The organism is Pseudomonas mandelii, from assembly GCF_002251635.1.
GTDB classification, from domain to species: domain Bacteria; phylum Pseudomonadota; class Gammaproteobacteria; order Pseudomonadales; family Pseudomonadaceae; genus Aquipseudomonas; species Aquipseudomonas mandelii_B.
This window is the reverse complement of the sequence record NZ_NMOJ01000047.1, coordinates 57,481-79,806: the sequence shown is the minus strand read 5'-3', so window position 1 is coordinate 79,806 and position 22,326 is coordinate 57,481. Positions and strand designations below refer to the sequence as shown.

At 57.8% G+C, this 22,326-nt stretch carries 15 protein-coding genes, 2 tRNA genes, 3 rRNA genes and 1 pseudogene; 14 read left to right on the top strand and 7 right to left on the bottom strand.

The features are described 5' to 3' along the window. The first annotated feature begins 94 nt into the window (after positions 1-94). A complete protein-coding gene (locus B7L09_RS06925; protein WP_094468285.1) occupies positions 95-1,093 on the top strand; it encodes a zinc-dependent alcohol dehydrogenase family protein in 999 nt (332 codons plus the stop codon). Here B7L09_RS06925 and B7L09_RS06920 read toward each other — a convergent pair. Both B7L09_RS06920 and B7L09_RS06915 read right to left on the bottom strand, forming a co-directional pair. Continuing rightward, positions 1,090-1,680: a 2-hydroxychromene-2-carboxylate isomerase gene (locus B7L09_RS06920; protein ID WP_094468284.1), complete on the bottom strand. Its 591-nt coding sequence runs from the start codon at positions 1,678-1,680 to the stop codon at positions 1,090-1,092. The two genes, B7L09_RS06925 and B7L09_RS06920, sit on opposite strands and share 4 nt — an antisense overlap. A gap of 44 nt (positions 1,681-1,724) precedes the next feature. Then, a complete protein-coding gene (locus B7L09_RS06915) occupies positions 1,725-2,453 on the bottom strand; it encodes an SDR family oxidoreductase (protein ID WP_094468283.1) in 729 nt (242 codons plus the stop codon). A 92-nt stretch (positions 2,454-2,545) separates the two neighbouring features. Between B7L09_RS06915 and B7L09_RS06910 the strand changes: the two genes are divergently transcribed. Further along, positions 2,546-3,118 carry a TetR/AcrR family transcriptional regulator gene (locus B7L09_RS06910; RefSeq protein WP_094468282.1) on the top strand — a complete coding sequence of 191 codons (573 nt, stop codon included), beginning with the start codon at positions 2,546-2,548 and terminating at the stop codon, positions 3,116-3,118. Here the strand turns inward: B7L09_RS06910 and B7L09_RS06905 are convergent. Both B7L09_RS06905 and rhtA read right to left on the bottom strand, forming a co-directional pair. Continuing rightward, positions 3,105-3,386 carry a hypothetical protein gene (locus tag B7L09_RS06905; protein ID WP_094468281.1) on the bottom strand — a complete coding sequence of 94 codons (282 nt, stop codon included), beginning with the start codon at positions 3,384-3,386 and terminating at the stop codon, positions 3,105-3,107. The genes B7L09_RS06910 and B7L09_RS06905 overlap by 14 nt on opposite strands. A 168-nt stretch (positions 3,387-3,554) precedes the next feature. Then, positions 3,555-4,442 carry a threonine/homoserine exporter RhtA gene (gene rhtA / locus B7L09_RS06900; RefSeq protein ID WP_094468280.1) on the bottom strand — a complete coding sequence of 296 codons (888 nt, stop codon included), beginning with the start codon at positions 4,440-4,442 and terminating at the stop codon, positions 3,555-3,557. A gap of 668 nt (positions 4,443-5,110) precedes the next feature. Between rhtA and B7L09_RS06890 the strand changes: the two genes are divergently transcribed. The 5 genes from B7L09_RS06890 (at position 5,111) to rrf (ending at position 10,355) form a co-directional block, all read left to right on the top strand. Next, positions 5,111-6,648: ribosomal RNA gene (locus tag B7L09_RS06890) — 16S ribosomal RNA — on the top strand. Between the two features lie 123 nt (positions 6,649-6,771). Then, positions 6,772-6,848: transfer RNA gene (locus B7L09_RS06885), tRNA-Ile, on the top strand. 10 nt (positions 6,849-6,858) lie between these two features. Next, positions 6,859-6,934: transfer RNA gene (locus B7L09_RS06880), tRNA-Ala, on the top strand. A gap of 240 nt (positions 6,935-7,174) precedes the next feature. Further along, positions 7,175-10,066, top strand: a 23S ribosomal RNA gene (locus tag B7L09_RS06875). A gap of 173 nt (positions 10,067-10,239) precedes the next feature. Continuing rightward, positions 10,240-10,355 (top strand): 5S ribosomal RNA (gene rrf / locus B7L09_RS06870). Together the 16S, 23S and 5S rRNA genes with 2 tRNA genes alongside form the textbook arrangement of a ribosomal RNA operon. A gap of 113 nt (positions 10,356-10,468) precedes the next feature. On the opposite strand, the gene B7L09_RS06865 is transcribed toward rrf, so the two are convergent. Then, on the bottom strand, positions 10,469-11,392 hold the full coding sequence (locus tag B7L09_RS06865; RefSeq protein ID WP_094468279.1) for a TIGR03571 family LLM class oxidoreductase: 924 nt from the start codon (positions 11,390-11,392) through the stop codon (positions 10,469-10,471). A 274-nt stretch (positions 11,393-11,666) separates the two neighbouring features. Here B7L09_RS06865 and mrdA point away from each other — a divergent pair, with 274 nt between their 5' ends. From mrdA to qhpG, 6 genes and pseudogenes are all read left to right on the top strand, one after another. Beyond that, the gene (gene mrdA, locus B7L09_RS06860) at positions 11,667-13,559 is read left to right on the top strand and encodes a penicillin-binding protein 2 (protein ID WP_094468278.1); all 1,893 of its coding nucleotides are present in this window, start codon (positions 11,667-11,669) and stop codon (positions 13,557-13,559) included. A 142-nt stretch (positions 13,560-13,701) separates the two neighbouring features. Further along, positions 13,702-13,908, top strand: a pseudogene (locus B7L09_RS06855) (histone deacetylase family protein); the annotation flags it as partial. A 242-nt stretch (positions 13,909-14,150) separates the two neighbouring features. After that, the gene (locus tag B7L09_RS06850; RefSeq protein ID WP_094468277.1) at positions 14,151-16,055 is read left to right on the top strand and encodes a sigma-54-dependent Fis family transcriptional regulator; all 1,905 of its coding nucleotides are present in this window, start codon (positions 14,151-14,153) and stop codon (positions 16,053-16,055) included. Beyond that, on the top strand, positions 16,055-17,773 hold the full coding sequence (locus tag B7L09_RS06845) for an ABC transporter ATP-binding protein (RefSeq protein WP_094468276.1): 1,719 nt from the start codon (positions 16,055-16,057) through the stop codon (positions 17,771-17,773). Before B7L09_RS06850 ends, B7L09_RS06845 begins: the two co-directional genes overlap by 1 nt. Further along, complete coding sequence (gene qhpE / locus B7L09_RS06840) at positions 17,763-18,440, top strand: subtilisin-like serine protease QhpE (protein ID WP_094468275.1); 678 nt, start codon at positions 17,763-17,765, stop codon at positions 18,438-18,440. The genes B7L09_RS06845 and qhpE overlap by 11 nt, the downstream gene beginning before the upstream one ends. Next, a complete protein-coding gene (gene qhpG / locus B7L09_RS06835) occupies positions 18,437-19,726 on the top strand; it encodes a flavin-dependent monooxygenase QhpG (RefSeq protein ID WP_094468274.1) in 1,290 nt (429 codons plus the stop codon). The genes qhpE and qhpG overlap by 4 nt, the downstream gene beginning before the upstream one ends. Positions 19,727-19,777: 51 nt before the next feature. Here the strand turns inward: qhpG and B7L09_RS06830 are convergent, their stop codons facing one another. Beyond that, positions 19,778-21,268, bottom strand: coding sequence for an aldehyde dehydrogenase family protein (locus B7L09_RS06830; RefSeq protein ID WP_094468273.1), 1,491 nt, complete (start codon positions 21,266-21,268; stop codon positions 19,778-19,780). A 274-nt stretch (positions 21,269-21,542) separates the two neighbouring features. Between B7L09_RS06830 and B7L09_RS06825 the strand changes: the two genes are divergently transcribed. Next, positions 21,543-21,797, top strand: a complete 255-nt coding sequence (locus tag B7L09_RS06825; RefSeq protein ID WP_094468272.1) for a DUF1652 domain-containing protein — start codon at positions 21,543-21,545, stop codon at positions 21,795-21,797. Positions 21,798-21,845: 48 nt separating this feature from the next. Here B7L09_RS06825 and B7L09_RS06820 read toward each other — a convergent pair whose 3' ends face one another. Continuing rightward, positions 21,846-22,202 carry a hypothetical protein gene (locus tag B7L09_RS06820; RefSeq protein ID WP_094468271.1) on the bottom strand — a complete coding sequence of 119 codons (357 nt, stop codon included), beginning with the start codon at positions 22,200-22,202 and terminating at the stop codon, positions 21,846-21,848. Positions 22,203-22,326 lie beyond the last annotated feature (124 nt).

The window sequence follows — 22,326 nt, the reverse complement described above, 5'->3', positions numbered from 1 at the left end:
TGGGCATGGTCACTATAGCGATACAGCGTCTTATCGGCATGAGTGAGTGAGAGGAAGATCGGTCCTACAGCCACCTCTGACAGGAATTTGCGAAATGACCGACTCACTTGAAATGCGTGCTCTGATTGTTGATGTGGCCAACGGGCCCTTACGCTTGCTTTCCATTCCACGGCCTGCACCAGGGCCGGGTCAGGTGTTGGTCAGGATCAACGCCAGTGGAGTGAATCCGTTGGATGGAAAAATTCGTTCGGGTCAGGCGGCTCATGCGCGTCAGCCATTGCCGGCGGTGCTGGGCATGGATCTGGCAGGGACGATTGAGGCGTTGGGAGAGGGTGTCAGCGGATGGCTGCCGGGTGATGAGGTCTACGCGATGGCGACCGGAATCGGCGGTGCGCAAGGTTCGCTTGCGCAGTTCGCAGCAGTCGATGCGCGTCTGCTGGCGCACAAGCCGGACAATCTGAGTATGCGCGAGGCCGCAGGGTTGCCTTTAGTACTCATCACGGCGTGGGAGGGATTGGTGGACCGGGCTCGGGTGCGTGCAGGTCATAAAGTGCTGATTCATGGCGGTGCCGGTGGTGTCGGGCATGTGGCTGTACAAATAGCCCGGGCTTTCGGTGCCGAAGTGTTCGCCACTGGCTCGGCAGGGCAACAGGCGATCATCGAAAGTTTCGGTGCGACGTTCATCGATTACCGCAAGTCTTCGGTCGAGGACTATGTGTCGGAGTACACGGGGGGAGAGGGGTTCGATATCGTCTATGACACGGTGGGCGGGGAAACGCTGGATGCTTCCTTCAAGGCCGCTCGGGTCTACGAGGGGCATGTGGTGAGCTGCCTCGGATGGGGGCAGCACAGTCTGGCGCCGTTATCGTTTCGGGCCGCGACCTACTCCGGGGTGTTTACCTTGTTGCCTTTATTGACTGGCAAGGGAGGCGAGCATCACGGGCAGATCCTTCGGGAAGCTGCGCAGTTGATTGAGGCCGGTAAGTTGAAGCCGTTGCTCGATCCGCGGCAGTTCACATTGCAAACCGCCGAGGCCGCCTATGAACTGCTCGCTGCTGGATCGGCTCAAGGTCGTTTGGTCGTCGAGATTTAACGCAGGGCCTCAAGGACGAAGTCCAGTCGATCCTGGCCGAAGTACAACTGATCGCCGACAAACATGCTCGGTGCACCGAACACACCGCGCTGGACCGCTTGCTCGGTATTGTCCTTGAGAGCGGCTTTGACGTCCTCATCGGCGGTAAGGGCCAGTACTTCGTTCGGATCGAAACCGTTTTGCATCAGCACGGCGGCAACGGTCGCCGGATCATCGAGGCTGCGTCCCTCGACCCAGAGTGCGTGGAACAGGCAGTCGATAAATGCGTGGAAGCGTTCGGGATGACGCAATTGCATGCCGGTGACGGCTCGCATCAGCACCAAGGTGTTGATGGGGAAGTGCGGGTTGAACTTGAGCGGCACGTTGTAGCGTTTGGCGTAGCGGTCCAGGTCCTGAAACATGTAGCGACCTTTGGCCGGGATGGTTGCCGGTGAAGCGTTGCCGGTGGCTTTGAAGACCCCGCCTAGCAGCATGGGTTTGTAAACCAGCTGGCTGTCGGTCTGCTCGCAGATCTTCGGCAGTTGGGTATACGCCAGGTAGGTGGCGGGGCTGCCAAGGTCGAAAAAGAACTCCACGGTTTTGCTCATGGTCGGTGCGCTCTGCTTATTGTTGTAGGGGAGGAGAGGAGGGCTTACCAGCGTTCGTTCCAGGGGCGCAGATCCAGCTCGAAAGTCCAGGCGTCCCGGGGCTGGCTGTGCAAATACCAATAATTCTCGGCGATGTGCTCGGGGTTGAGGATGCCGTCCTCGTCCTTGGTCGCGTACTTTTCCGGAAAACTGTTGCGAATAAAGTCAGTATCGATGGCGCCATCGACGACGACATGGGCAACGTGAATATTCATCGGCCCCAGTTCGCGGGCCATGCTTTGAGCCAGTGCACGAATCCCGTGCTTGGCGCCGGCGAAGGCTGCAAATCCTGCCGCACCGCGCAAGCCAGCGGTGGCCCCGGTGAACAGAATCGTGCCGCGTTGGCGCTTGGCCATCCGCTTGGCTACTTCACGGGCATTGAGAAAACCCGAGAAACAGGCCATCTCCCAGATCTTGAAATACTTGCGGGCAGTTTCTTCGAGAATGCTGCACGGCACATTGGCGCCGATGTTGAAAACAAACGCTTCGATCGGGCCGATCTCGGTCTCAATCTGCTCGACCAGCGCAATCACATCCTCTTCCTTGCGTGCATCACAGGCAAATCCGTGGGCGTCACCGCCATTGGCCTTGATTGCATCAACCAAGGGTTGAAGTTTGTCCGCGCTGCGACGAGTGACGCAGGCAATGAAACCTTCCTGTGCAAAACGCTTGGCAATCGCGCCGCCGGTTGCATCACCGGCGCCGACAACCAGTACGACCTTTTTATTATTCATGGGTGGATCCCTTTGATGAACGATCGTTAACTGAACGAACGTTATGCTAGGATTTGGCATGCGTCAAGGCAGTCAATCCTGAGGGCAAGGCAATGCGTTACTCGGCTAATCACAAGCTGGAAACAAGAGAGAAACTGCTGACAAGCAGCGCGGGGTCGGCCAAAAGGTCCGGTTTTTCCACGGTAGGCGTCGACGGGCTGATGAAGGCGATCGGATTGAGTGGCGCTGCTTTCTACAGTCACTTTTCGTCGAAGGACGAACTGTTCGCTTCGATCGTCGAACGCGAGTTGTGCCAGAGCCTGGAGCGATTGGGTGCTGATCAGGATTGCGACAGGCTCGAGCGTTGCCTGAAGCATTATCTGAGCATGGCCCATGTCGAGCACCCGGAGTCCGGTTGTGCATTACCGGTATTGGGGGCCGAAATTGCTCGTTCAGATATCGCTATTCGCCAAGAGGCCGAAGTCTGGATTTGCCGGCTGCAGGAGAGTTGGGCGAGGATTCTGGAAAGCGACAGCCTGGCCTGGGCGATTCTGTCGCAATGCATCGGTGCTTTGGTTGTGGCGCGTATGTTGGCCACTCCCGACATTCAGCGCACCGTACTGAAGTCCAGTTACGATGAGATTGGCCGCCAGATTGCCGGGCGGCATCAATCTATTTGCAGATGACGATCATGCTTCGACTGGTATAACCGGCAGGGTTGAGACCAAATGGATAATCACCTGGCTCTTCCACGGTATCCCCCGATTTGGCGATGACCTTGTAACCCTTGGGTGCGCACGAGTTGGCGGCGCTGGTGTAGCACTTGTCCCAGGACGACGAAAGCCCTGAACAGTTGATATGCAGCCCTTTTTTGCCATGTTTGACTTGTGTTTTCGATGTCGCCGCGCAGCCCGCAATTGCGAGTACGGCGATCAGTAGCAAAATTCGTTTCATTACTGTCCTTATAGCGTTCCCGGATCTCGTGCCCGGGTGTGGCTGCATTCGCTTTCGCTTGAAGCGTTCTGATATCCCTATCCTGAAAAATCCATTTATGGCACTGAGTTGCGGGCCTAAACATGGCCTAAATGAGCGGCAAATACCAGACCTGCGTCAAATCCTGTATCAATCCGCCGCGACCGCAGGCTTGGCAGCACTTCCCATGGTCATGGTCGCCCCGACGGAAGCCAGAATGATGCACATGATCGCCATCCACTGTGACAGCGTGAGGTACTCGTGGAGAAACAGCAGGCCAGACAGCGCGCCAATTGCCGGTTCAATGCTCATCAATGTGCCGAAGGTCCGTGTCGGCATTCGGGTGAGCGCGATCATCTCCAGCGTGTAGGGCACGGCTGTGGACAGAAGGGCAACACCGATGGCCACGGGGATCAGTGACGGAGTCAGCAGGGCGGCACCGGCGTGGACGATGCCGATAGGCGCGACGAACAGTGCGGCAATCATCACGCCCAGTGCTGCGGTCTGCACGCCATTGTCGGCGCCGGCCTTCTGGCCGAACAGGATGTACAGCGCCCAGCACACGCCCGCACCCAAGGCGTAACCGGCACCTGCCAGATCGATTCCCGCACTTGTCGCTCCTGTCGGTATCAATAGCAGCAAGCCGATAGCCGCCAGGGCTATCCACAAAAAGTCGATTGCGCGGCGTGAGGCATAGATAGCCACCGCCAGCGGCCCGGTGAATTCCAGTGCGACGGCAATACCCAGGGGGACTGTGCGCAAGGACATATAGAAGAGGAAGTTCATGCCGCCCAACGCCATTCCATAGACGACGACAGTGCGCAAGGACTTTGCGGTGAGCTTTGCTCGCCATGGGCGCAACAGGATCAGCATGATCACGCTGGCGAATAGCAGCCGCAGGGTGGTCGTTCCCTGAGCGCCGATAATCGGGAACATGCTTTTGGCTAATGAGGCTCCGGACTGGATCGACGCCATGGCTATTACTAGCAGGCCCACCGAGAACAGAGTCGAGGCGAGGCTGCGGGGATGGTCATTCATAACGTGGCAGTCCGAAGTGGGAAGCGAGAGTGTTGTTCTGTGTATTGGGCAATATACTGCGCATTCGCGAAGGTTGCGTCTATATATAAGCAATGATTTTGGACATCCTGATAGAAAAGCCAAATCAGGGGTTGACGGCAGATTCTGGAAGTCTATAATTCGCCCCACTTCCGGCGTAGTCGAAACGGAAAACTCCTTGGTAAACAAAGAGTTACGCAGTTTTCGGCAGCGAGTTGCTTCAGGTCATCGAAGCCCAGAAGGAGTTGATCAGGCAGGGTTGTTTGGCTTGATTGACGGTTCGATCTTCTCGGTCGAAAGCGGAGAAAAAGAGGTGTTGACAGCAGCGAGTAACGCTGTAGAATTCGCCTCCCGCTAACGAGAGATCGGAAGCGCAAGTGGTTGAAGTTGCAAAGGAATCTTCGAAAACTTCTGAAAATAATCACTTGACAGCAAATGAGGCTGCTGTAGAATGCGCGCCTCGGTTGAGACGAAAGATCTTAACCAACCGCTCTTTAACAACTGAATCAAGCAATTCGTGTGGGTGCTTGTGGAGTCAGACTGATAGTCAACAAGATTATCAGCATCACAAGTTACTCCGCGAGAAATCAAAGATGTAACCAACGATTGCTGAGCCAAGTTTAGGGTTTCTTAAAAACCCAAAGATGTTTGAACTGAAGAGTTTGATCATGGCTCAGATTGAACGCTGGCGGCAGGCCTAACACATGCAAGTCGAGCGGTAGNNAGAGNANTTNTNCTCTCTTGAGAGCGGCGGACGGGTGAGTAATGCCTAGGAATCTGCCTGGTAGTGGGGGATAACGTTCGGAAACGGACGCTAATACCGCATACGTCCTACGGGAGAAAGCAGGGGACCTTCGGGCCTTGCGCTATCAGATGAGCCTAGGTCGGATTAGCTAGTTGGTGAGGTAATGGCTCACCAAGGCGACGATCCGTAACTGGTCTGAGAGGATGATCAGTCACACTGGAACTGAGACACGGTCCAGACTCCTACGGGAGGCAGCAGTGGGGAATATTGGACAATGGGCGAAAGCCTGATCCAGCCATGCCGCGTGTGTGAAGAAGGTCTTCGGATTGTAAAGCACTTTAAGTTGGGAGGAAGGGCATTAACCTAATACGTTAGTGTTTTGACGTTACCGACAGAATAAGCACCGGCTAACTCTGTGCCAGCAGCCGCGGTAATACAGAGGGTGCAAGCGTTAATCGGAATTACTGGGCGTAAAGCGCGCGTAGGTGGTTTGTTAAGTTGGATGTGAAATCCCCGGGCTCAACCTGGGAACTGCATTCAAAACTGACTGACTAGAGTATGGTAGAGGGTGGTGGAATTTCCTGTGTAGCGGTGAAATGCGTAGATATAGGAAGGAACACCAGTGGCGAAGGCGACCACCTGGACTAATACTGACACTGAGGTGCGAAAGCGTGGGGAGCAAACAGGATTAGATACCCTGGTAGTCCACGCCGTAAACGATGTCAACTAGCCGTTGGGAGCCTTGAGCTCTTAGTGGCGCAGCTAACGCATTAAGTTGACCGCCTGGGGAGTACGGCCGCAAGGTTAAAACTCAAATGAATTGACGGGGGCCCGCACAAGCGGTGGAGCATGTGGTTTAATTCGAAGCAACGCGAAGAACCTTACCAGGCCTTGACATCCAATGAACTTTCTAGAGATAGATTGGTGCCTTCGGGAACATTGAGACAGGTGCTGCATGGCTGTCGTCAGCTCGTGTCGTGAGATGTTGGGTTAAGTCCCGTAACGAGCGCAACCCTTGTCCTTAGTTACCAGCACGTAATGGTGGGCACTCTAAGGAGACTGCCGGTGACAAACCGGAGGAAGGTGGGGATGACGTCAAGTCATCATGGCCCTTACGGCCTGGGCTACACACGTGCTACAATGGTCGGTACAGAGGGTTGCCAAGCCGCGAGGTGGAGCTAATCCCACAAAACCGATCGTAGTCCGGATCGCAGTCTGCAACTCGACTGCGTGAAGTCGGAATCGCTAGTAATCGCGAATCAGAATGTCGCGGTGAATACGTTCCCGGGCCTTGTACACACCGCCCGTCACACCATGGGAGTGGGTTGCACCAGAAGTAGCTAGTCTAACCTTCGGAGGACGGTTACCACGGTGTGATTCATGACTGGGGTGAAGTCGTAACAAGGTAGCCGTAGGGGAACCTGCGGCTGGATCACCTCCTTAATCGACGACATCAGCTGCTCCATAAGTTCCCACACGAATTGCTTGATTCATTGAAGAAGACGATAGAAGCAGCTTTAAGCTCCAAGCTGATAGCTCCAAGCTAACAGTTGCGCGCTCGAAATTGGGTCTGTAGCTCAGTTGGTTAGAGCGCACCCCTGATAAGGGTGAGGTCGGCAGTTCGAATCTGCCCAGACCCACCAATTTTGTTATGGGGCCATAGCTCAGCTGGGAGAGCGCCTGCCTTGCACGCAGGAGGTCAACGGTTCGATCCCGTTTGGCTCCACCATATAACTGCTTCTGCTGTTAGAGTTTAGAAATGAATATTCCGGTGTGAATATTGATTTCTAGTCTTTGATTAGATCGTTCTTTAAAAATTTGGGTATGTGATAGAAAGATAGACTGAACGTTACTTTCACTGGTAACGGATCAGGCTAAGGTAAAATTTGTGAGTTACTCGTAATTGAGTATTATCGAATTTTCGGCGAATGTTGTCTTCACAGTATAACCAGATTGCTTGGGGTTATATGGTCAAGTGAAGAAGCGCATACGGTGGATGCCTTGGCAGTCAGAGGCGATGAAAGACGTGGTAGCCTGCGAAAAGCTTCGGGGAGTCGGCAAACAGACTTTGATCCGGAGATGTCTGAATGGGGGAACCCAGCCATCATAAGATGGTTACCTTACACTGAATACATAGGTGTATGGAGCGAACCAGGGGAACTGAAACATCTAAGTACCCTGAGGAAAAGAAATCAACCGAGATTCCCTTAGTAGTGGCGAGCGAACGGGGACTAGCCCTTAAGTGGCTTTGAGATTAGCGGAACGCTCTGGAAAGTGCGGCCATAGTGGGTGATAGCCCTGTACGCGAAAATCTCTTAGTCATGAAATCGAGTAGGACGGAGCACGAGAAACTTTGTCTGAATATGGGGGGACCATCCTCCAAGGCTAAATACTACTGACTGACCGATAGTGAACTAGTACCGTGAGGGAAAGGCGAAAAGAACCCCGGAGAGGGGAGTGAAATAGATCCTGAAACCGTATGCGTACAAGCAGTGGGAGCCCACTTTGTTGGGTGACTGCGTACCTTTTGTATAATGGGTCAGCGACTTATTTTCAGTGGCGAGCTTAACCGAATAGGGGAGGCGTAGCGAAAGCGAGTCTTAATAGGGCGTCTAGTCGCTGGGAATAGACCCGAAACCGGGCGATCTATCCATGGGCAGGTTGAAGGTTGGGTAACACTAACTGGAGGACCGAACCGACTACCGTTGAAAAGTTAGCGGATGACCTGTGGATCGGAGTGAAAGGCTAATCAAGCTCGGAGATAGCTGGTTCTCCTCGAAAGCTATTTAGGTAGCGCCTCATGTATCACTGTAGGGGGTAGAGCACTGTTTCGGCTAGGGGGTCATCCCGACTTACCAAACCGATGCAAACTCCGAATACCTACAAGTGCCGAGCATGGGAGACACACGGCGGGTGCTAACGTCCGTCGTGAAAAGGGAAACAACCCAGACCGTCAGCTAAGGTCCCAAAGTTATGGTTAAGTGGGAAACGATGTGGGAAGGCTTAGACAGCTAGGAGGTTGGCTTAGAAGCAGCCACCCTTTAAAGAAAGCGTAATAGCTCACTAGTCGAGTCGGCCTGCGCGGAAGATGTAACGGGGCTCAAACCATACACCGAAGCTACGGGTATCACGTAAGTGATGCGGTAGAGGAGCGTTCTGTAAGCCTGTGAAGGTGAGTTGAGAAGCTTGCTGGAGGTATCAGAAGTGCGAATGCTGACATGAGTAACGACAATGGGTGTGAAAAACACCCACGCCGAAAGACCAAGGTTTCCTGCGCAACGTTAATCGACGCAGGGTTAGTCGGTCCCTAAGGCGAGGCTGAAAAGCGTAGTCGATGGAAAACAGGTTAATATTCCTGTACTTCTGGTTATTGCGATGGAGGGACGGAGAAGGCTAGGCCAGCTTGGCGTTGGTTGTCCAAGTTTAAGGTGGTAGGCTGGAATCTTAGGTAAATCCGGGATTCTAAGGCCGAGAGCTGATGACGAGTNATCTTTTAGATGACGAAGTGGTTGATGCCATGCTTCCAAGAAAAGCTTCTAAGCTTCAGGTAACCAGGAACCGTACCCCAAACCGACACAGGTGGTTGGGTAGAGAATACCAAGGCGCTTGAGAGAACTCGGGTGAAGGAACTAGGCAAAATGGCACCGTAACTTCGGGAGAAGGTGCGCCGGTGAGGGTGAAGGACTTGCTCCGTAAGCTCATGCCGGTCGAAGATACCAGGCCGCTGCGACTGTTTATTAAAAACACAGCACTCTGCAAACACGAAAGTGGACGTATAGGGTGTGACGCCTGCCCGGTGCCGGAAGGTTAATTGATGGGGTTAGCTAACGCGAAGCTCTTGATCGAAGCCCCGGTAAACGGCGGCCGTAACTATAACGGTCCTAAGGTAGCGAAATTCCTTGTCGGGTAAGTTCCGACCTGCACGAATGGCGTAACGATGGCGGCGCTGTCTCCACCCGAGACTCAGTGAAATTGAAATCGCTGTGAAGATGCAGTGTATCCGCGGCTAGACGGAAAGACCCCGTGAACCTTTACTATAGCTTTGCACTGGACTTTGAATTTGCTTGTGTAGGATAGGTGGGAGGCTTTGAAGCGTGGACGCCAGTTCGCGTGGAGCCAACCTTGAAATACCACCCTGGCAACTTTGAGGTTCTAACTCAGGTCCGTTATCCGGATCGAGGACAGTGTATGGTGGGTAGTTTGACTGGGGCGGTCTCCTCCTAAAGAGTAACGGAGGAGTACGAAGGTGCGCTCAGACCGGTCGGAAATCGGTCGTAGAGTATAAAGGCAAAAGCGCGCTTGACTGCGAGACAGACACGTCGAGCAGGTACGAAAGTAGGTCTTAGTGATCCGGTGGTTCTGTATGGAAGGGCCATCGCTCAACGGATAAAAGGTACTCCGGGGATAACAGGCTGATACCGCCCAAGAGTTCATATCGACGGCGGTGTTTGGCACCTCGATGTCGGCTCATCACATCCTGGGGCTGAAGCCGGTCCCAAGGGTATGGCTGTTCGCCATTTAAAGTGGTACGCGAGCTGGGTTTAGAACGTCGTGAGACAGTTCGGTCCCTATCTGCCGTGGACGTTTGAGATTTGAGAGGGGCTGCTCCTAGTACGAGAGGACCGGAGTGGACGAACCTCTGGTGTTCCGGTTGTCACGCCAGTGGCATTGCCGGGTAGCTATGTTCGGAATAGATAACCGCTGAAAGCATCTAAGCGGGAAACTAGCCTCAAGATGAGATCTCACTGGGACCTTGAGTCCCCTGAAGGGCCGTCGAAGACTACGACGTTGATAGGTTGGGTGTGTAAGCGCTGTGAGGCGTTGAGCTAACCAATACTAATTGCCCGTGAGGCTTGACCATATAACACCCAAGCAATTTGCTTGCTTCGAGCCCAAAGGCGAAAGAGCACCAGATTGCGGTGTGTGAAGACGAAATGAACCGAAAGTTCGAATGGCTCACAAAACACCGAGATCTATCACATACCCATTCGCTGGAGCGTGCGCCGTAAGGCAAACGACCTGGCTACCGAATTTCTTGACGACCATAGAGCATTGGAACCACCTGATCCCATCCCGAACTCAGCAGTGAAACGATGCATCGCCGATGGTAGTGTGGGGTTTCCCCATGTGAGAGTAGGTCATCGTCAAGATTAAATTCCGAAACCCCTATCTGCGTATGCAGGTAGGGGTTTTGTTTTGTCCGCAGGAAAGTAGCGCTACAAAAAGGATAGCCCGGCGGCTATCCCTGTTAGTAACAGCATGGTTAGTGAAACTTCGGCAGAACGTATTCAGCGATCTCTTCAATCACTTCAGCAACCGGCCGCTCGCTACGGCGCAGATGCAAACCAACATGCTGAACACCCGCATCACGCAGTGCCTGAAGCTCATCAATCAACACCAACCGTCCGCAACTGCCCCCGAAACGCACACGTTGCATCGGCGCATGTGGGTTGGCAGACAGGTTCAGGTGAACGAAGCTGATATAGGGCTTATCGCCTCCAACTTCCCGCCACAGCCCCACTCGACGTCGATGCTCATCCGGCGTACCAGGATAGGCGAGCCAACCATCCATGTGCTCACCAATCCAGGCCGGTGATTGTTGACCAAGACCTGCAACCAGCAGTGGAATAGGCTGATCTCGCTCCGGCAACAGGCGAGCGCCTTCAGGCAAACGACCTTCACCCTGGCTGCGGATCAACTCAACCGTATCGCGAAAGATCTCCCCGCGCTGATCGTAATCCACCCCAAACAACGGATACTCCATCGGCCGGTCACCACTGGCCACCCCAAGGAGCAGACGCCCGTCACTCAGTTCATCGACACTGTTGGCGGCCTTGAGCGTTAGCCAAGGTTGACGCAATGGCAGCACAACCGCCGCCGTACCGAGCATGATGTTCTCAGTAATCCCGGCCAAATACCCAAGGTAAGAAAAGGCCTCAAAGACCTGTGCGGCATCGCCAAAGCTGGGGTCATAAACCGGCACATCACGCACCCAAAGTGCGCGAAAACCGGCGGTATCAGCCAGGCGCGCCATCGCCGCATGCTGCTTCAAATCGGGGACACCAAAAGGCCGATTCTGAGCAATCCGCAGCCGTTGTCCATCACTGGACCAATCGTTATCCAGCGGCAGTTCCAGTCCGATGGAAAATCCATTCGAACCGAGTAATCGTTGAAATCGTGGATGCATGAAAAGACTCCCAGACAACAAAATGGAATGACATGCACCCAGTATCTACAGGCCCACCTACAAGAAAAATGCATGAATCGGAATATCAATCTTGAACAAAACGCACGAGTCAAAGAAAAAACCGACTGTCGTTTTGGCCCTCAAGGACAACCCTTCTAGAAAATCGCGCTAAAGTGACCGCGCCGTTTTTGGTATGGTGCAGCTCGTTTTTTAACGGACTGATGAAAAGCCTACGGATCGGTGCTCCCTTTTTAGTCAAAGAGCTGCTGCAGAAATGCCCCAACCGATACCCATCAAGGACCACGAAAAAGAGACGCGCCTGGTCAACAAGCGGCTGATCGCCTGCGCCTTGTTCGTCGCCGCCATTTCCTGCGCACTTGTGGTGCGCATGTATGTCCTGCAAGTGGTTGAGTACGACTATCACTCGACAATCTCCGAAAACAACCGCGTCCATGTCCTGCCGATCACCCCGACACGCGGACTGATCTACGACCGAAACGGCGTGGTTCTGGCTGACAACCGTCCCAGCTTCAACCTCACCATCACCCGCGAACGCGCCTCCGATGTCAAAGAGGAGCTCGATGAGGTGGTCAACCTCCTGCACTTGCCAGCCGAAGACCGGACACTGTTCGACAAGGCCATGAAACAGGCGCGCCACCCGTTCGTGCCGGTCACCCTGTTCTACGAGCTCAGTGAACAGCAAATCGCGGTTCTCGCGGTCAACGAGTTCCGTCTGCCGGGGATCGATGTCGAGCCGCAGTTCGTCCGCCATTACCCGTTGGGTGCACACTTCGCGCATTCGATCGGCTANGTCGGCCGGATCAATGAAAAAGAATCCAAGGCGCTCGATTCGGTGGAGTACCGCGGCACTCAATCCATTGGCAAGACCGGCATCGAGCGCTTCTACGAGTCCGAACTGCACGGCCATGTGGGCTATGAAGAGGTCGAGACCAATGCCCAGGGCCGCGTATTACGCGTGCTCAAGCACACCGATCCGATCCCCGGCAAAAACATCGTCCTGAGCCTCGATGTCAAACTCCAGGAAGCCGCCGAAGAAGCCTTGGGCGATCGCCGTGGTTCGGTCGTCGCCCTTGACCCGCAAACCGGCGAAGTGCTGGCCATGGTCAGCAAGCCGAGCTTTGACCCGAACCTGTTCGTCACCGGCATCAGCTTCAAGGAATACGCTGCGCTGCACGACTCCATCGATCGGCCGCTGTTCAACCGCGTACTGCGCGGGCTTTACGCGCCGGGTTCGACCATCAAACCCGAGGTGGCCATTGCTGGCCTCGATGCCGGCGTCGTCACCCCTCAGACCCGCGTCTTCGACCCTGGTTATTACCAGCTCCCGGACTTTGATCACAAATACCGTAACTGGAACCACAGCGGCGATGGTTGGGTCGACATGGACGCGGCGATCATGCGTTCCAACGACACCTACTTCTATGATCTGGCCCACAAGCTGGGCATCGATCGCCTGCACGACTACATGGCCATGTTCGGGCTCGGCGAGAAAGTCTCGCTGGACATGTTCGAAGAGTCNGCCGGCTTGATGCCNTCGCAGGCGTGGAAGCGCGCGACNCGNCGTCAGGCCTGGTTCCCGGGCGAAACCGTAATCCTCGGCATTGGCCAGGGTTACATGCAGGTCACGCCGTTGCAACTGGCGCAGGCCACTGCGTTGATCGCCAACAAAGGTGTATGGAACCGGCCGCACTTGGCCAAGACNGTGGATGGCGTAGCGCCGGTGGACGAGCACCCTATGCCGAACATCCTGCTCAAGGATCCGCGTGACTGGGAGCAGGTCAACCATGGCATGCAGATGGTGATGCACGACGCTCGCGGGATTGCCCGAGCGGCCGCGCNGGGCGCCCAATACCGGATTGCCGGCAAGAGTGGTACCGCGCAGGTGGTGGCAATCAAGCAAGGTGAGCGCTACAACCGGGCGAAAACCCTGGAACGCAACCGCGACAATGCCTTGTTCGTCGGTTTCGCCCCGGCCGAGCACCCGAAGATAGTCATCTCGGTGATGATTGAGAACGGCGAGGCCGGTGGCCGCGTGGCAGGCCCTGTGGTGCGGCAAATCATGGATGCCTGGCTGCTCGATCAAGANGGCCACCTTAAGCCGCAATACGCGACGCCGAGCAAGGCACCGGGCGATCCACACGTTTAAGCAATCAAGGATTGATGGTGTCTGGTAAATCGCCTTCGCGAGCAAGCCCGCGAAGAACAATAACTCAGCTTGACTCATCTTCTGCTCGCGGGTCCACAACAGCTGAATATCGAAACCCACCACCCCATCCTCCGGCGGCCATCTGGTGCTGTCCCTGGGGTTCGATATTTTCGAACTGGACCCGCAGAGCAAAGTGGCAGTGACCCGTGAAGGGTTCGCGGTGTTGGGCGAACGGATTCGTAGCCTTGGGTTGCCGTGTCTGATTGTGCAGGAGGGCGGGTATCACCTGGAGAGTCTTGAGGACAATGCCCGGGCGTTTTTTGTGAATGCCGAGGTGTGGCAGCTCTGAGATCATTGGGGCCAGGTACGTCGCCTTCGAAGGCACCGGGCGATCCACACGTTTAAGCAATCAAGGATTGATGGTGTCTGGTAAATCGCCTTCGCGAGCAAGCCCGCGAAGAACAATAACTCAGTCCACTTGAAGAAACACAAGCGCCATAAGGCACTTGCCATCGCCCTGACGTTAACGTAAAGATTGCGGCAGGGCGCTGAACTTGAAAAGGCGCAAAGCGGACCGATCCGGAGCGCTTGATGACGCTAATAAAAACAACTTCTCCCAAGCTGCACCGCGAAGCCCGGCTGGCACGGGAAAAACTCCATCTGGAGGGCGAAGTCCCCGATGGCGTGTTGCGGGCCGAAATCGATGCGTCGTGGCGGCGCAGCCTCAGCCATGGCGTGCATTTTAACGCCAAGCACGAACTGGCGCTGGAATCGAGCGCCAGCCTCGACGTGCTGTTGGCAAGCAATCGCCTGCTGATCGACGCCGCATTACCGGCCATAGACTACCTGGCTGAACGCCAAGGCAAGGAAGGCCTGATCATCCTCGCCAACTCCGACGCCACCATCCTGGCCGTCGAAGGTCGTGCCGATCGCCTCAAGGGCAGCGGCCTGCAAGACATCACCCTGGGCGCCTGCTGGAGTGAAGCCGCTCGCGGCACCAACGCATTGGGCACCGCACTGGTGGAGGCCCGGCCAACGATGATCGATTGCGGTGAACATTACCTCGACCGTCTCAGCGATTTCTCCTGCACATCGGTGCCGATCCATTGCCCTCAAGGCGACATCCTCGGCGTCCTTGACCTGACCCGCGAAGGCCCGCTCGGCCGCGTGCATGACAGCACCGCGTTGCTGGCCATGGCTGTCAGCCAGATCGAAAGCCGCGTGTTCAACGCCAGTTACCCGGACGAAATCGTCCTCGCGTTCCACAGCCGTCGGCAATACCTTGAATCCCCTTGGCAGGGCCTGCTCGCGGTGAGTCTCGGCGGACAGATCCTCGCGGTCAGCGCGCAAGCCTGTCAGTTGCTGCGTGCCGAGCGTTCGGCCCTGGTCGGTCGGCGTTGCGAAGAGTTTCTCGGTGTCGATGGCCTGCAATTGCTGTCCCGTCTGCATCAAGGTGGCGTCGGCAGTTTGCAGACCGCCAAAGGCGAATTCTTCTACCAAACCCTGCGGGCGCCGCAACGTTCCATCAACGTCAGCACACCGCCGCGCAGCCCCGCGAAAGCCGCCAAGCCACAACCGGATCTCGAATCCCTGGCCGGCAGTAACGTGCGTTATGCCCGGGCCTTGCGCATGGCCCGCCAAGGGCTGGCCAATGAATTGCCGGTGTTGCTGCTCGGTGAAACCGGCACCGGTAAAGAAGTCATCGCCCGCGCGCTGCACATGGCCGGAACCCGCTGTGACAAACCTTTCGTTGCGGTGAACTGCGCGGCCATCCCTGAAGGCCTGATCGAGTCGGAACTGTTCGGCTACCGCGAAGGCGCCTTCACCGGCTCCCGTCGTGGCGGCATGATCGGACGACTGCAACAGGCCCACGGCGGCACCTTGTTCCTCGACGAAATCGGTGACATGCCGCTGGCCTTGCAGGCCCGTCTCCTGCGGGTATTGCAGGACCGTAAAGTGGCGCCGCTGGGTGCGGGCGAGGAACAAGACATCGACGTCGCTCTGATCTGCGCCACCCACCGCGACCTCAAGCGCCTGGTCGAAGAAAAGCACTTCCGTGAAGACCTGTTCTACCGGGTCAACGGCATCAGCGTGATGCTCCCGGCCCTTCGCGAGCGCGAGGATTTCAGCGGTTTGGTTGCTCGTCTGCTGGCCAAGCTTGATGCCCCGGCGATGGTCCTGCATGACGATCTGGGCCGCTTGCTCGACGGCTACCATTGGCCGGGCAACATCCGCCAACTGGAAATGGTCCTGCGCACCGCGCTGGCCATGCGCGAACCCGGGGACACGGTGCTCACCCTTGACCACCTGCCCGACAGCATGCTCGACGAACTCACCGCCACTGAACGCCCGGCGTCGGGCAGCATTCGCGAAAACGAACTGGAGCTTATCCGCCAGGCCCTGGACAGCCATCAGGGCAACGTCTCGGCCGCCGCCGACGCCTTGGGCATCAGCCGCGCGACCCTGTATCGCAAGCTCAAACAGTTGCGTTCGTGATGCAGCGCTTGATCGTTCGGCTGATCGACAGCCAGAACCCCGAAGCCCTGCAAGCGGCGTTGCGTTGGCTCTACAGTTTTGTGCGCCCGCATCGATTGGCGATTGCCGGGCTGCTCGGTTTGTCGGTCTGCGCCTCGTCGCTGGTGCTGGTGCAGCCGTGGCTGACCAAGCTGCTGATCGACGATGGCTTGCTGGCGAAAAACTTTCCGATGCTGGTGGTGATTGCCGGGTTGATGATTCTCGCCGGGCTGCTCGGCACGGCGCTGTCGGGGATCAATCGCTACCTGCACACGCGACTGTCCGGGCGGATTCTGTTCTCGCTGCGCGACGACCTCTATCGGCATTTGCAGAAGTTATCGCCGAGCTTCTATGGGCAGCGGCGCATCGGTGATCTGATGTCGCGCCTGGATGGCGACGTTGCGGAGATCCAGCGCTTCGCTGTGGATTCGCTGTTCTCGGCGGTATCGAGCGTGGTTGGCCTGGTGGTTGCGGTAGCGATGCTGCTGACCCTGTCATGGAAACTCTCGCTGCTGGCTTTGGTGCTGATTCCCCTCGATGTGCTCTGGCTGCGCTGGATGCGGCGCAAGGTCGAGCGCGATGTGCGGCAGTTGCGCGAGCGTTCGGCGGACATGTCCTCGTTCATGGTCGAAACCTTGCCGGTGATGAAATTCATCCAGTCTGCCGGCCAGCAACAGCGCGAATCGCGGCGGCTGGAGTCGCTCGGTCAAGGCTACATGAGCCAGTTGCTGCGCCTGCAAGTCACCGAGTTTTTCACCCAGGCGGTGCCCGGCACGCTGACGTCATTGTCCCGGGCCTGTGCGTTTTTGATTGGCGGTTATTGGGTGGTGCAGGGGACCTGGCAACTGGGCGCGCTGATCGCGTTTTCCACGTACCTGGGGATGGCGGTCGGGCCGGTTCAGAGCCTGCTCGGACTTTACGTGGCGATTCAACGAATGACCGTCAGCCTCGGCCGGGTCATGGAATTGCGCGGTGAAGAACCGACGGTGCTGACACCGGTTGAACCCAAGCCGATGCCTACTTCTGGCGAGTTGCGTTTCGACGACGTGCACTTCAGCCATCCCGGTCGCCCGACGACCTTGCGCGGCATCGAAGCGCGAATTCCCTATGGCTTGAAAGTCGCCCTGAGCGGCGGCTCCGGCGTCGGTAAATCAACGCTCATCGATCTGCTGCAACGCCACCACGACCCACAATCCGGCCGAGTGTTGTTGGGGGAGGTCGACCTGCGAGAGCTGGACCTGTTCCAGCTGCGTCGGCGGATTGCCGTGGTCAGTCAGGACATCGTGCTGTTTCGCGGCAGCCTGGCCGACAACCTCGCTTATGCGGTGCCGGACGCCAGCCGCGAAGCGATTGCAGAAGTCGCCCGGCTGGCGCAACTCGACAGCCTGATCGAATCGTTGCCCGAAGGTCTCGACAGTCCGTTGGGCGAACGCGGCCAGCAGCTGTCCGGCGGGCAGAAACAACGCATCGCCATCGCCCGGGCGTTGTTGCAGGATCCGCTGATTCTGGTGCTGGACGAAGCGACCTCGGCGGTGGATGAAGCCACCGAGCGCGAAGTCATCGAGGCCATCGACCGACTGTTTGCCGGGCGCACTCGGATCCTGATCAGCCATCGTCCTTCCACGCTGGCCGATGCCGATTTGCGCTTCGAATTGCTCGACGGCGTGCTCACTTCAAAAACGGTGCTGCATGAAGCCTGAGCTAAGGATTGGCGTAGTCGATAGCGGACATTCGGCGGCGCAACGGGTGCAGGTGATTGCCGGACGGCGTTTTTCGCTGCTGGAGGATGGTCTGGCTGAAAGTGACTTGCGCGACGACCCGCTCGGCCACGGCAGCGCGGTGATCGAGGCCGTCGGACGACGGGCGCCGGCGGCGGTGTTTTGCGTGGGGCAGGTGTTTGACCAGCGTGGCGTCACCAGCGCCTTGCAGATCGCCACCGCGATTGACTGGCTGGTGGCGCAGGACGTTCGGCTGATCAATTTGAGCCTTGGATTACGCCAGGATCGCAGCCTGTTGCGAGAAGCCTGCGCAGCGGCGGTGGCGCGGGGCATTTTGTTGTGTGCCTCCAGCCCGGCGCAGGGCGAAGGCGTGTTTCCAGCGAATTATCCCCAAGTGTTACGCGTCACCGGCGATGCGCGTTGCGCCGAGCATGAATGGTCGTGGCTCAATAGTGCCCAGGCCGATTTCGCGGCATGCGTGCATGGGACCTATCCGGGACAGTCCGGTGCGAGCCTTGGGTGCGCGGCGTTGAGCGGGCACATTGCGGGTTTCCTGGTTGCCCATCCCGACGCGAGTAACGAACACGTCATCGAATGGCTGCGCGAGAACGCCCGGTACCGCGGCCCTGAACGGCGCTTCGGCGCATGATTCTGATTCTTGGTGCCGGTCCCGCCGGGGCGGCGGTCGCACTGGGTTTGCGGCGGCTCGGTTATGCGGTGACCCTGGTCAGCGAGTGGCGCCGGTTTGCGGCACTGGAAGGCGTTTCGCTTCGGGTGCTGGAAGCCTTGCGCGGCGCGGGCCTGCATCAGGCGCTGGCGGATGCGGCGTTGCCTTCCCAGCGGCAGGTGTCTTGGAACGGTCAGCAACATGCGCAAAACATCGAATTTCTGTTGGATCGCCCGAGTTTCGACCGAGGCTTGCGCGAAGACCTGCGTCTGGCGGGGGTCGAGCTGATCGAAGGGCGGGTGCTGAGCGTTCAGGCCTCGGCGGTGGGGCATCGGGTCGAGATTGAAGGGCGCGAGGCGCTGCTTGCGGATTTTCTGGTGGAAGCCCGTGGGCGTCAGGCGCCGGCACTGGGCAAAGGCCGGCGCGGGCCGGAGACGGTCAGCCTGCTCAATCGCTGGCAAGGCACGCCGGGCAGCACCGCCAGTGCGGTGGAAAGCCTTGAGGACGGCTGGGCCTGGATGGCGCGGCGGGCCGACGGTCAGTGTTATTGGCAGTGGACGGTGGACGTGGCCAGCGCGCAATTGCCGGGCAAGGCGACGTTGCTGGATTACTGCCGCGCACGGCGTCAGGGCTCGGCGTTGGCGCGCGAGTTTTTCGGTGTCGATGCTGAAATCGATCTTCAGCTGCATGCGCGCAGCAGCACGGCGATTTTGAGTCCGCAGGTGTGTGGTGAGCGCTGGATCCGGGTCGGCGATGCCGCGATGGCGGTGGATCCGCTATCGGGCAATGGCATCTTCCAGTCCTTGTCTTCAGCGTTACAGGCGCCCACGGTGATCAACACCTTGCTGCGCAAACCGGAGCGCGCGGCACTGGCCCAGCGCTTTCATCATCAGCGAGTGGAGCAGTTGTTTTTGCGCTTTGCGCGGATCGGCCGGGATTTTTATGCCGATGAACAGCGGTGGCTGGAACAGCCGTTCTGGCAGGCACGACGGTGCTGGCCAGATGCAGAAGTGGCCCATGCCGAGGCAGATTTTTCCTCATTGAGAATCGAGCGAGCGCCGGTGCTGCGCGAGGGTTTTGTCGATGAGGCCGAAGTGGTGATCACGGCAGATCAGCCGTTGGGGATCTGGCATGTGCAAGGGGTTGAACTGGCGCCGTTGGTGCGGCGGTTGCGGACCGAACCGGCCAAGCAGGCGTTGGCCGGGTTGACGGTGGAGCAGGGGCGGGTGGTTCGGGGTTGGTTGCTCGCACAGGGTTTCAAACCCTGAGATTTTGGTTGTCTGGGCTGCTCGCGATGGCGCCCGTGTGGGCGCCGCCGATCAGAGCTTGATCAACACCGACTTCAACTCGGTGTAATGCTCAATCGCCGCATAGCCCATCTCCCGCCCAACCCCGGACATTTTGTACCCGCCAAACGGCAGCGCCGGGTCTAGCGCACTGTGGCAATTGACCCACACCGACCCCGACTTGATCCGCGGGATCATCCGGTGCACCGCCGCCAGGTCGTTCGACCAGATACTCGCGCCCAGCCCATAAGGACTGTCATTGGCCATGCGCAACGCATCCGCTTCATCATCGAACGGAATCGCCACCAGTACCGGGCCGAAGATCTCTTCCTGCACCAGCGAGTGCTTCTGATCGACATCGACAATCACCGTCGGCTTGACGAAGAACCCCGGCCCGAATTGCTCACCACCGCAGGCGATGGTCGCGCCACTTTCCCGGCCCTTCTCGATGTAGCCGTACACCCGTTCCTGCTGCCGTGCCGAGATCAGCGGCCCCATCTCGACACTCGGGTCCAGCCCGTTGCCGAGCTTCATGGCGTTGGCGATGTCGGCGATGTCCGCCACCACATTGTCGAAATGCTTGCGCTGCACATACAGCCGCGACCCTGCGCAGCACACCTGGCCCTGATTGAAGAAAATCGCGCTGGCGGCCCCGGCTGCGGCGGTTTTCAGGTCGGCATCGGCCAAGACGATGGTCGGTGATTTGCCGCCCAGTTCAAGCGTGACACGCGTCATGGACTCCATGGCGATCTTGCCGATCTGCTTGCCCACGGCGGTGGAGCCGGTGAAGGTCAGCTTGTCCACCAAGGGGTTGTGGGTCAGCGCCGAGCCGGCGGTGATGCCGGTGCCGGTGACCACGTTGAACACGCCCTCGGGGTACCCGGCTTCCAACACCAGTTCGGCCAGTTTCAGCGCGGTCAGCGGGGTTTCGTCGGCGGGTTTGAGCACCACGGTGCAACCGGTGGCCAGGGACGGGCCGAGTTTCCAGCAGGCCAGCAGCAGCGGGAAGTTCCAGGCGACGATGGCGCCGACCACGCCCACCGCTTCGCGGCGGATGAAGCTGTGGAACTGATCATTGGGCATCAGCGGCAACGACACTTCAACGCTGGAGCCTTCGATCTTGGTCGCCCAACCGGCCATGTAGCGCAGAAAATCGATGGATAGCTGCACGTCCATCACTTGGGCCACCGCCGCGCTTTTGCCGTTGTTCAGGCATTCCAGTTGCGCCAGCAGTTCGGCGTCGCGTTCCATCAGGTCGGCGAGTTTCCACAACAGGTTCTGCCGCTCCCGTGGGCGGGTGCGGGTCCAGGCCGAGTCATCGAAGGCCTGACGAGCGGCCAGCACGGCGCGGTCGACGTCCTCGGGCGTGGCCCGTGGCACCACGCACAGCACTTCGCCGGTGGCCGGGTTGTGCAGGGGCATGGTCTGGCCGTCGGCGGACTCGACCCAGTCGCCGCCGATCAGCATGCGCGGGGCGCGCTGGATGAAGTCCGAGGTGGCGGGAAGCAGATAAGGGAGGGGCATGGCGAGACCTCTTGTTGTTCGTGAGAACAGGCCTTTCGCAATGGCTGTGCCAAGTCCCTGCAAAGGCAGGATCGCCCTTGGCTGGCGGGGTTTTGCATTACTGGCGGGAGTCGCGGTTGTTGTGAGGCTGTTGCAAATTGCGACAAACATGAGACGACGAGCGACCCTGTTGCGGCCTTGAGGCTCTCATTAATCAGGACTAGAATTTTTGGGCTCGGTGGGTGACGTAACGGACCGTTCATCCCGTAATACATCTGGCGTGAGGGAGGTAACGATGTTCCTTTCAACCCTGGAAATTCAAAGCATCATTGAGCACAGCATGCTGCCCGCCGTGTGCACGTGCAGCATGGAGGCGGATCAGTCGCTGACGATCCGGGTCTGTGATTGCATGACGGGCAAAGTAGATTTGGTGGCGACCCATGTACCGCTATGGGCACTGGACAGTCCCCACGCAATCGCCTCGCTGGTGGCGGATATGCGTCAGGAAATCGAAGCTCACAAAGGTACCCAGACGACGTTCTTCAGCTGAAAGGGCGACACGCCGCACCACTCGGGTGGTGCGGCTCGCGCTGACTATTCAGGAGGGTATTTTCCGCGAAATCTCTTCAAACGTGTCGCCATCTACGGCGGCCAACAACTTTTTGTCATCTTTGAGCGTCGCCAGGAAGGTCACTTCGGTTTCTTTTCCGGCCAGCATGAACCCGGCAATCGCGCCGATAGGGCCGAGGAACATCGCGCCCGCCACGCCGAAGCCGATGGCGTCCTTGATGTTGTTGATCGACTCCTGGTTAGCAACTTCCACGCGCTTGAACGCTGAGAGCGGGAGGGTGATGCCGGGCCACGGGTGAAGCGACGTTCTAAGGGTAAAAACGCCGTCTCTGTACTCTCCATCACCCTGCAGAAAGTCCCCCGCCAGGACAGTGATGCTTGCCATTTTGTCTTCCTCGGACTGGCAATCGGTGAACCACCATTTCGCGCCCGCCTGCAACGTCCGTCAATCGTCGGGCGATGAACTGTTCCGGCCGGGGCATCTATGCTTGTCTCAGGTTGCAACACCT

Bases quoted from the DNA above. Each gene is read 5' to 3' on its own strand.
- B7L09_RS06925 (WP_094468285.1), top strand. From the start codon at position 95: ATGACCGACTCACTTGAAATGCGTGCTCTGATTGTTGATGTGGCCAAC.
- B7L09_RS06920 (WP_094468284.1), bottom strand. From the start codon at position 1,680: ATGAGCAAAACCGTGGAGTTCTTTTTCGACCTTGGCAGCCCCGCCACC.
- B7L09_RS06915 (WP_094468283.1), bottom strand. From the start codon at position 2,453: ATGAATAATAAAAAGGTCGTACTGGTTGTCGGCGCCGGTGATGCAACC.
- B7L09_RS06910 (WP_094468282.1), top strand. From the start codon at position 2,546: ATGCGTTACTCGGCTAATCACAAGCTGGAAACAAGAGAGAAACTGCTG.
- B7L09_RS06905 (WP_094468281.1), bottom strand. From the start codon at position 3,386: ATGAAACGAATTTTGCTACTGATCGCCGTACTCGCAATTGCGGGCTGC.
- rhtA (WP_094468280.1), bottom strand. From the start codon at position 4,442: ATGAATGACCATCCCCGCAGCCTCGCCTCGACTCTGTTCTCGGTGGGC.
- B7L09_RS06865 (WP_094468279.1), bottom strand. From the start codon at position 11,392: ATGCATCCACGATTTCAACGATTACTCGGTTCGAATGGATTTTCCATC.
- B7L09_RS06850 (WP_094468277.1), top strand. From the start codon at position 14,151: ATGACGCTAATAAAAACAACTTCTCCCAAGCTGCACCGCGAAGCCCGG.
- B7L09_RS06845 (WP_094468276.1), top strand. From the start codon at position 16,055: ATGCAGCGCTTGATCGTTCGGCTGATCGACAGCCAGAACCCCGAAGCC.
- qhpE (WP_094468275.1), top strand. From the start codon at position 17,763: ATGAAGCCTGAGCTAAGGATTGGCGTAGTCGATAGCGGACATTCGGCG.
- qhpG (WP_094468274.1), top strand. From the start codon at position 18,437: ATGATTCTGATTCTTGGTGCCGGTCCCGCCGGGGCGGCGGTCGCACTG.
- B7L09_RS06830 (WP_094468273.1), bottom strand. From the start codon at position 21,268: ATGCCCCTCCCTTATCTGCTTCCCGCCACCTCGGACTTCATCCAGCGC.
- B7L09_RS06825 (WP_094468272.1), top strand. From the start codon at position 21,543: ATGTTCCTTTCAACCCTGGAAATTCAAAGCATCATTGAGCACAGCATG.
- B7L09_RS06820 (WP_094468271.1), bottom strand. From the start codon at position 22,202: ATGGCAAGCATCACTGTCCTGGCGGGGGACTTTCTGCAGGGTGATGGA.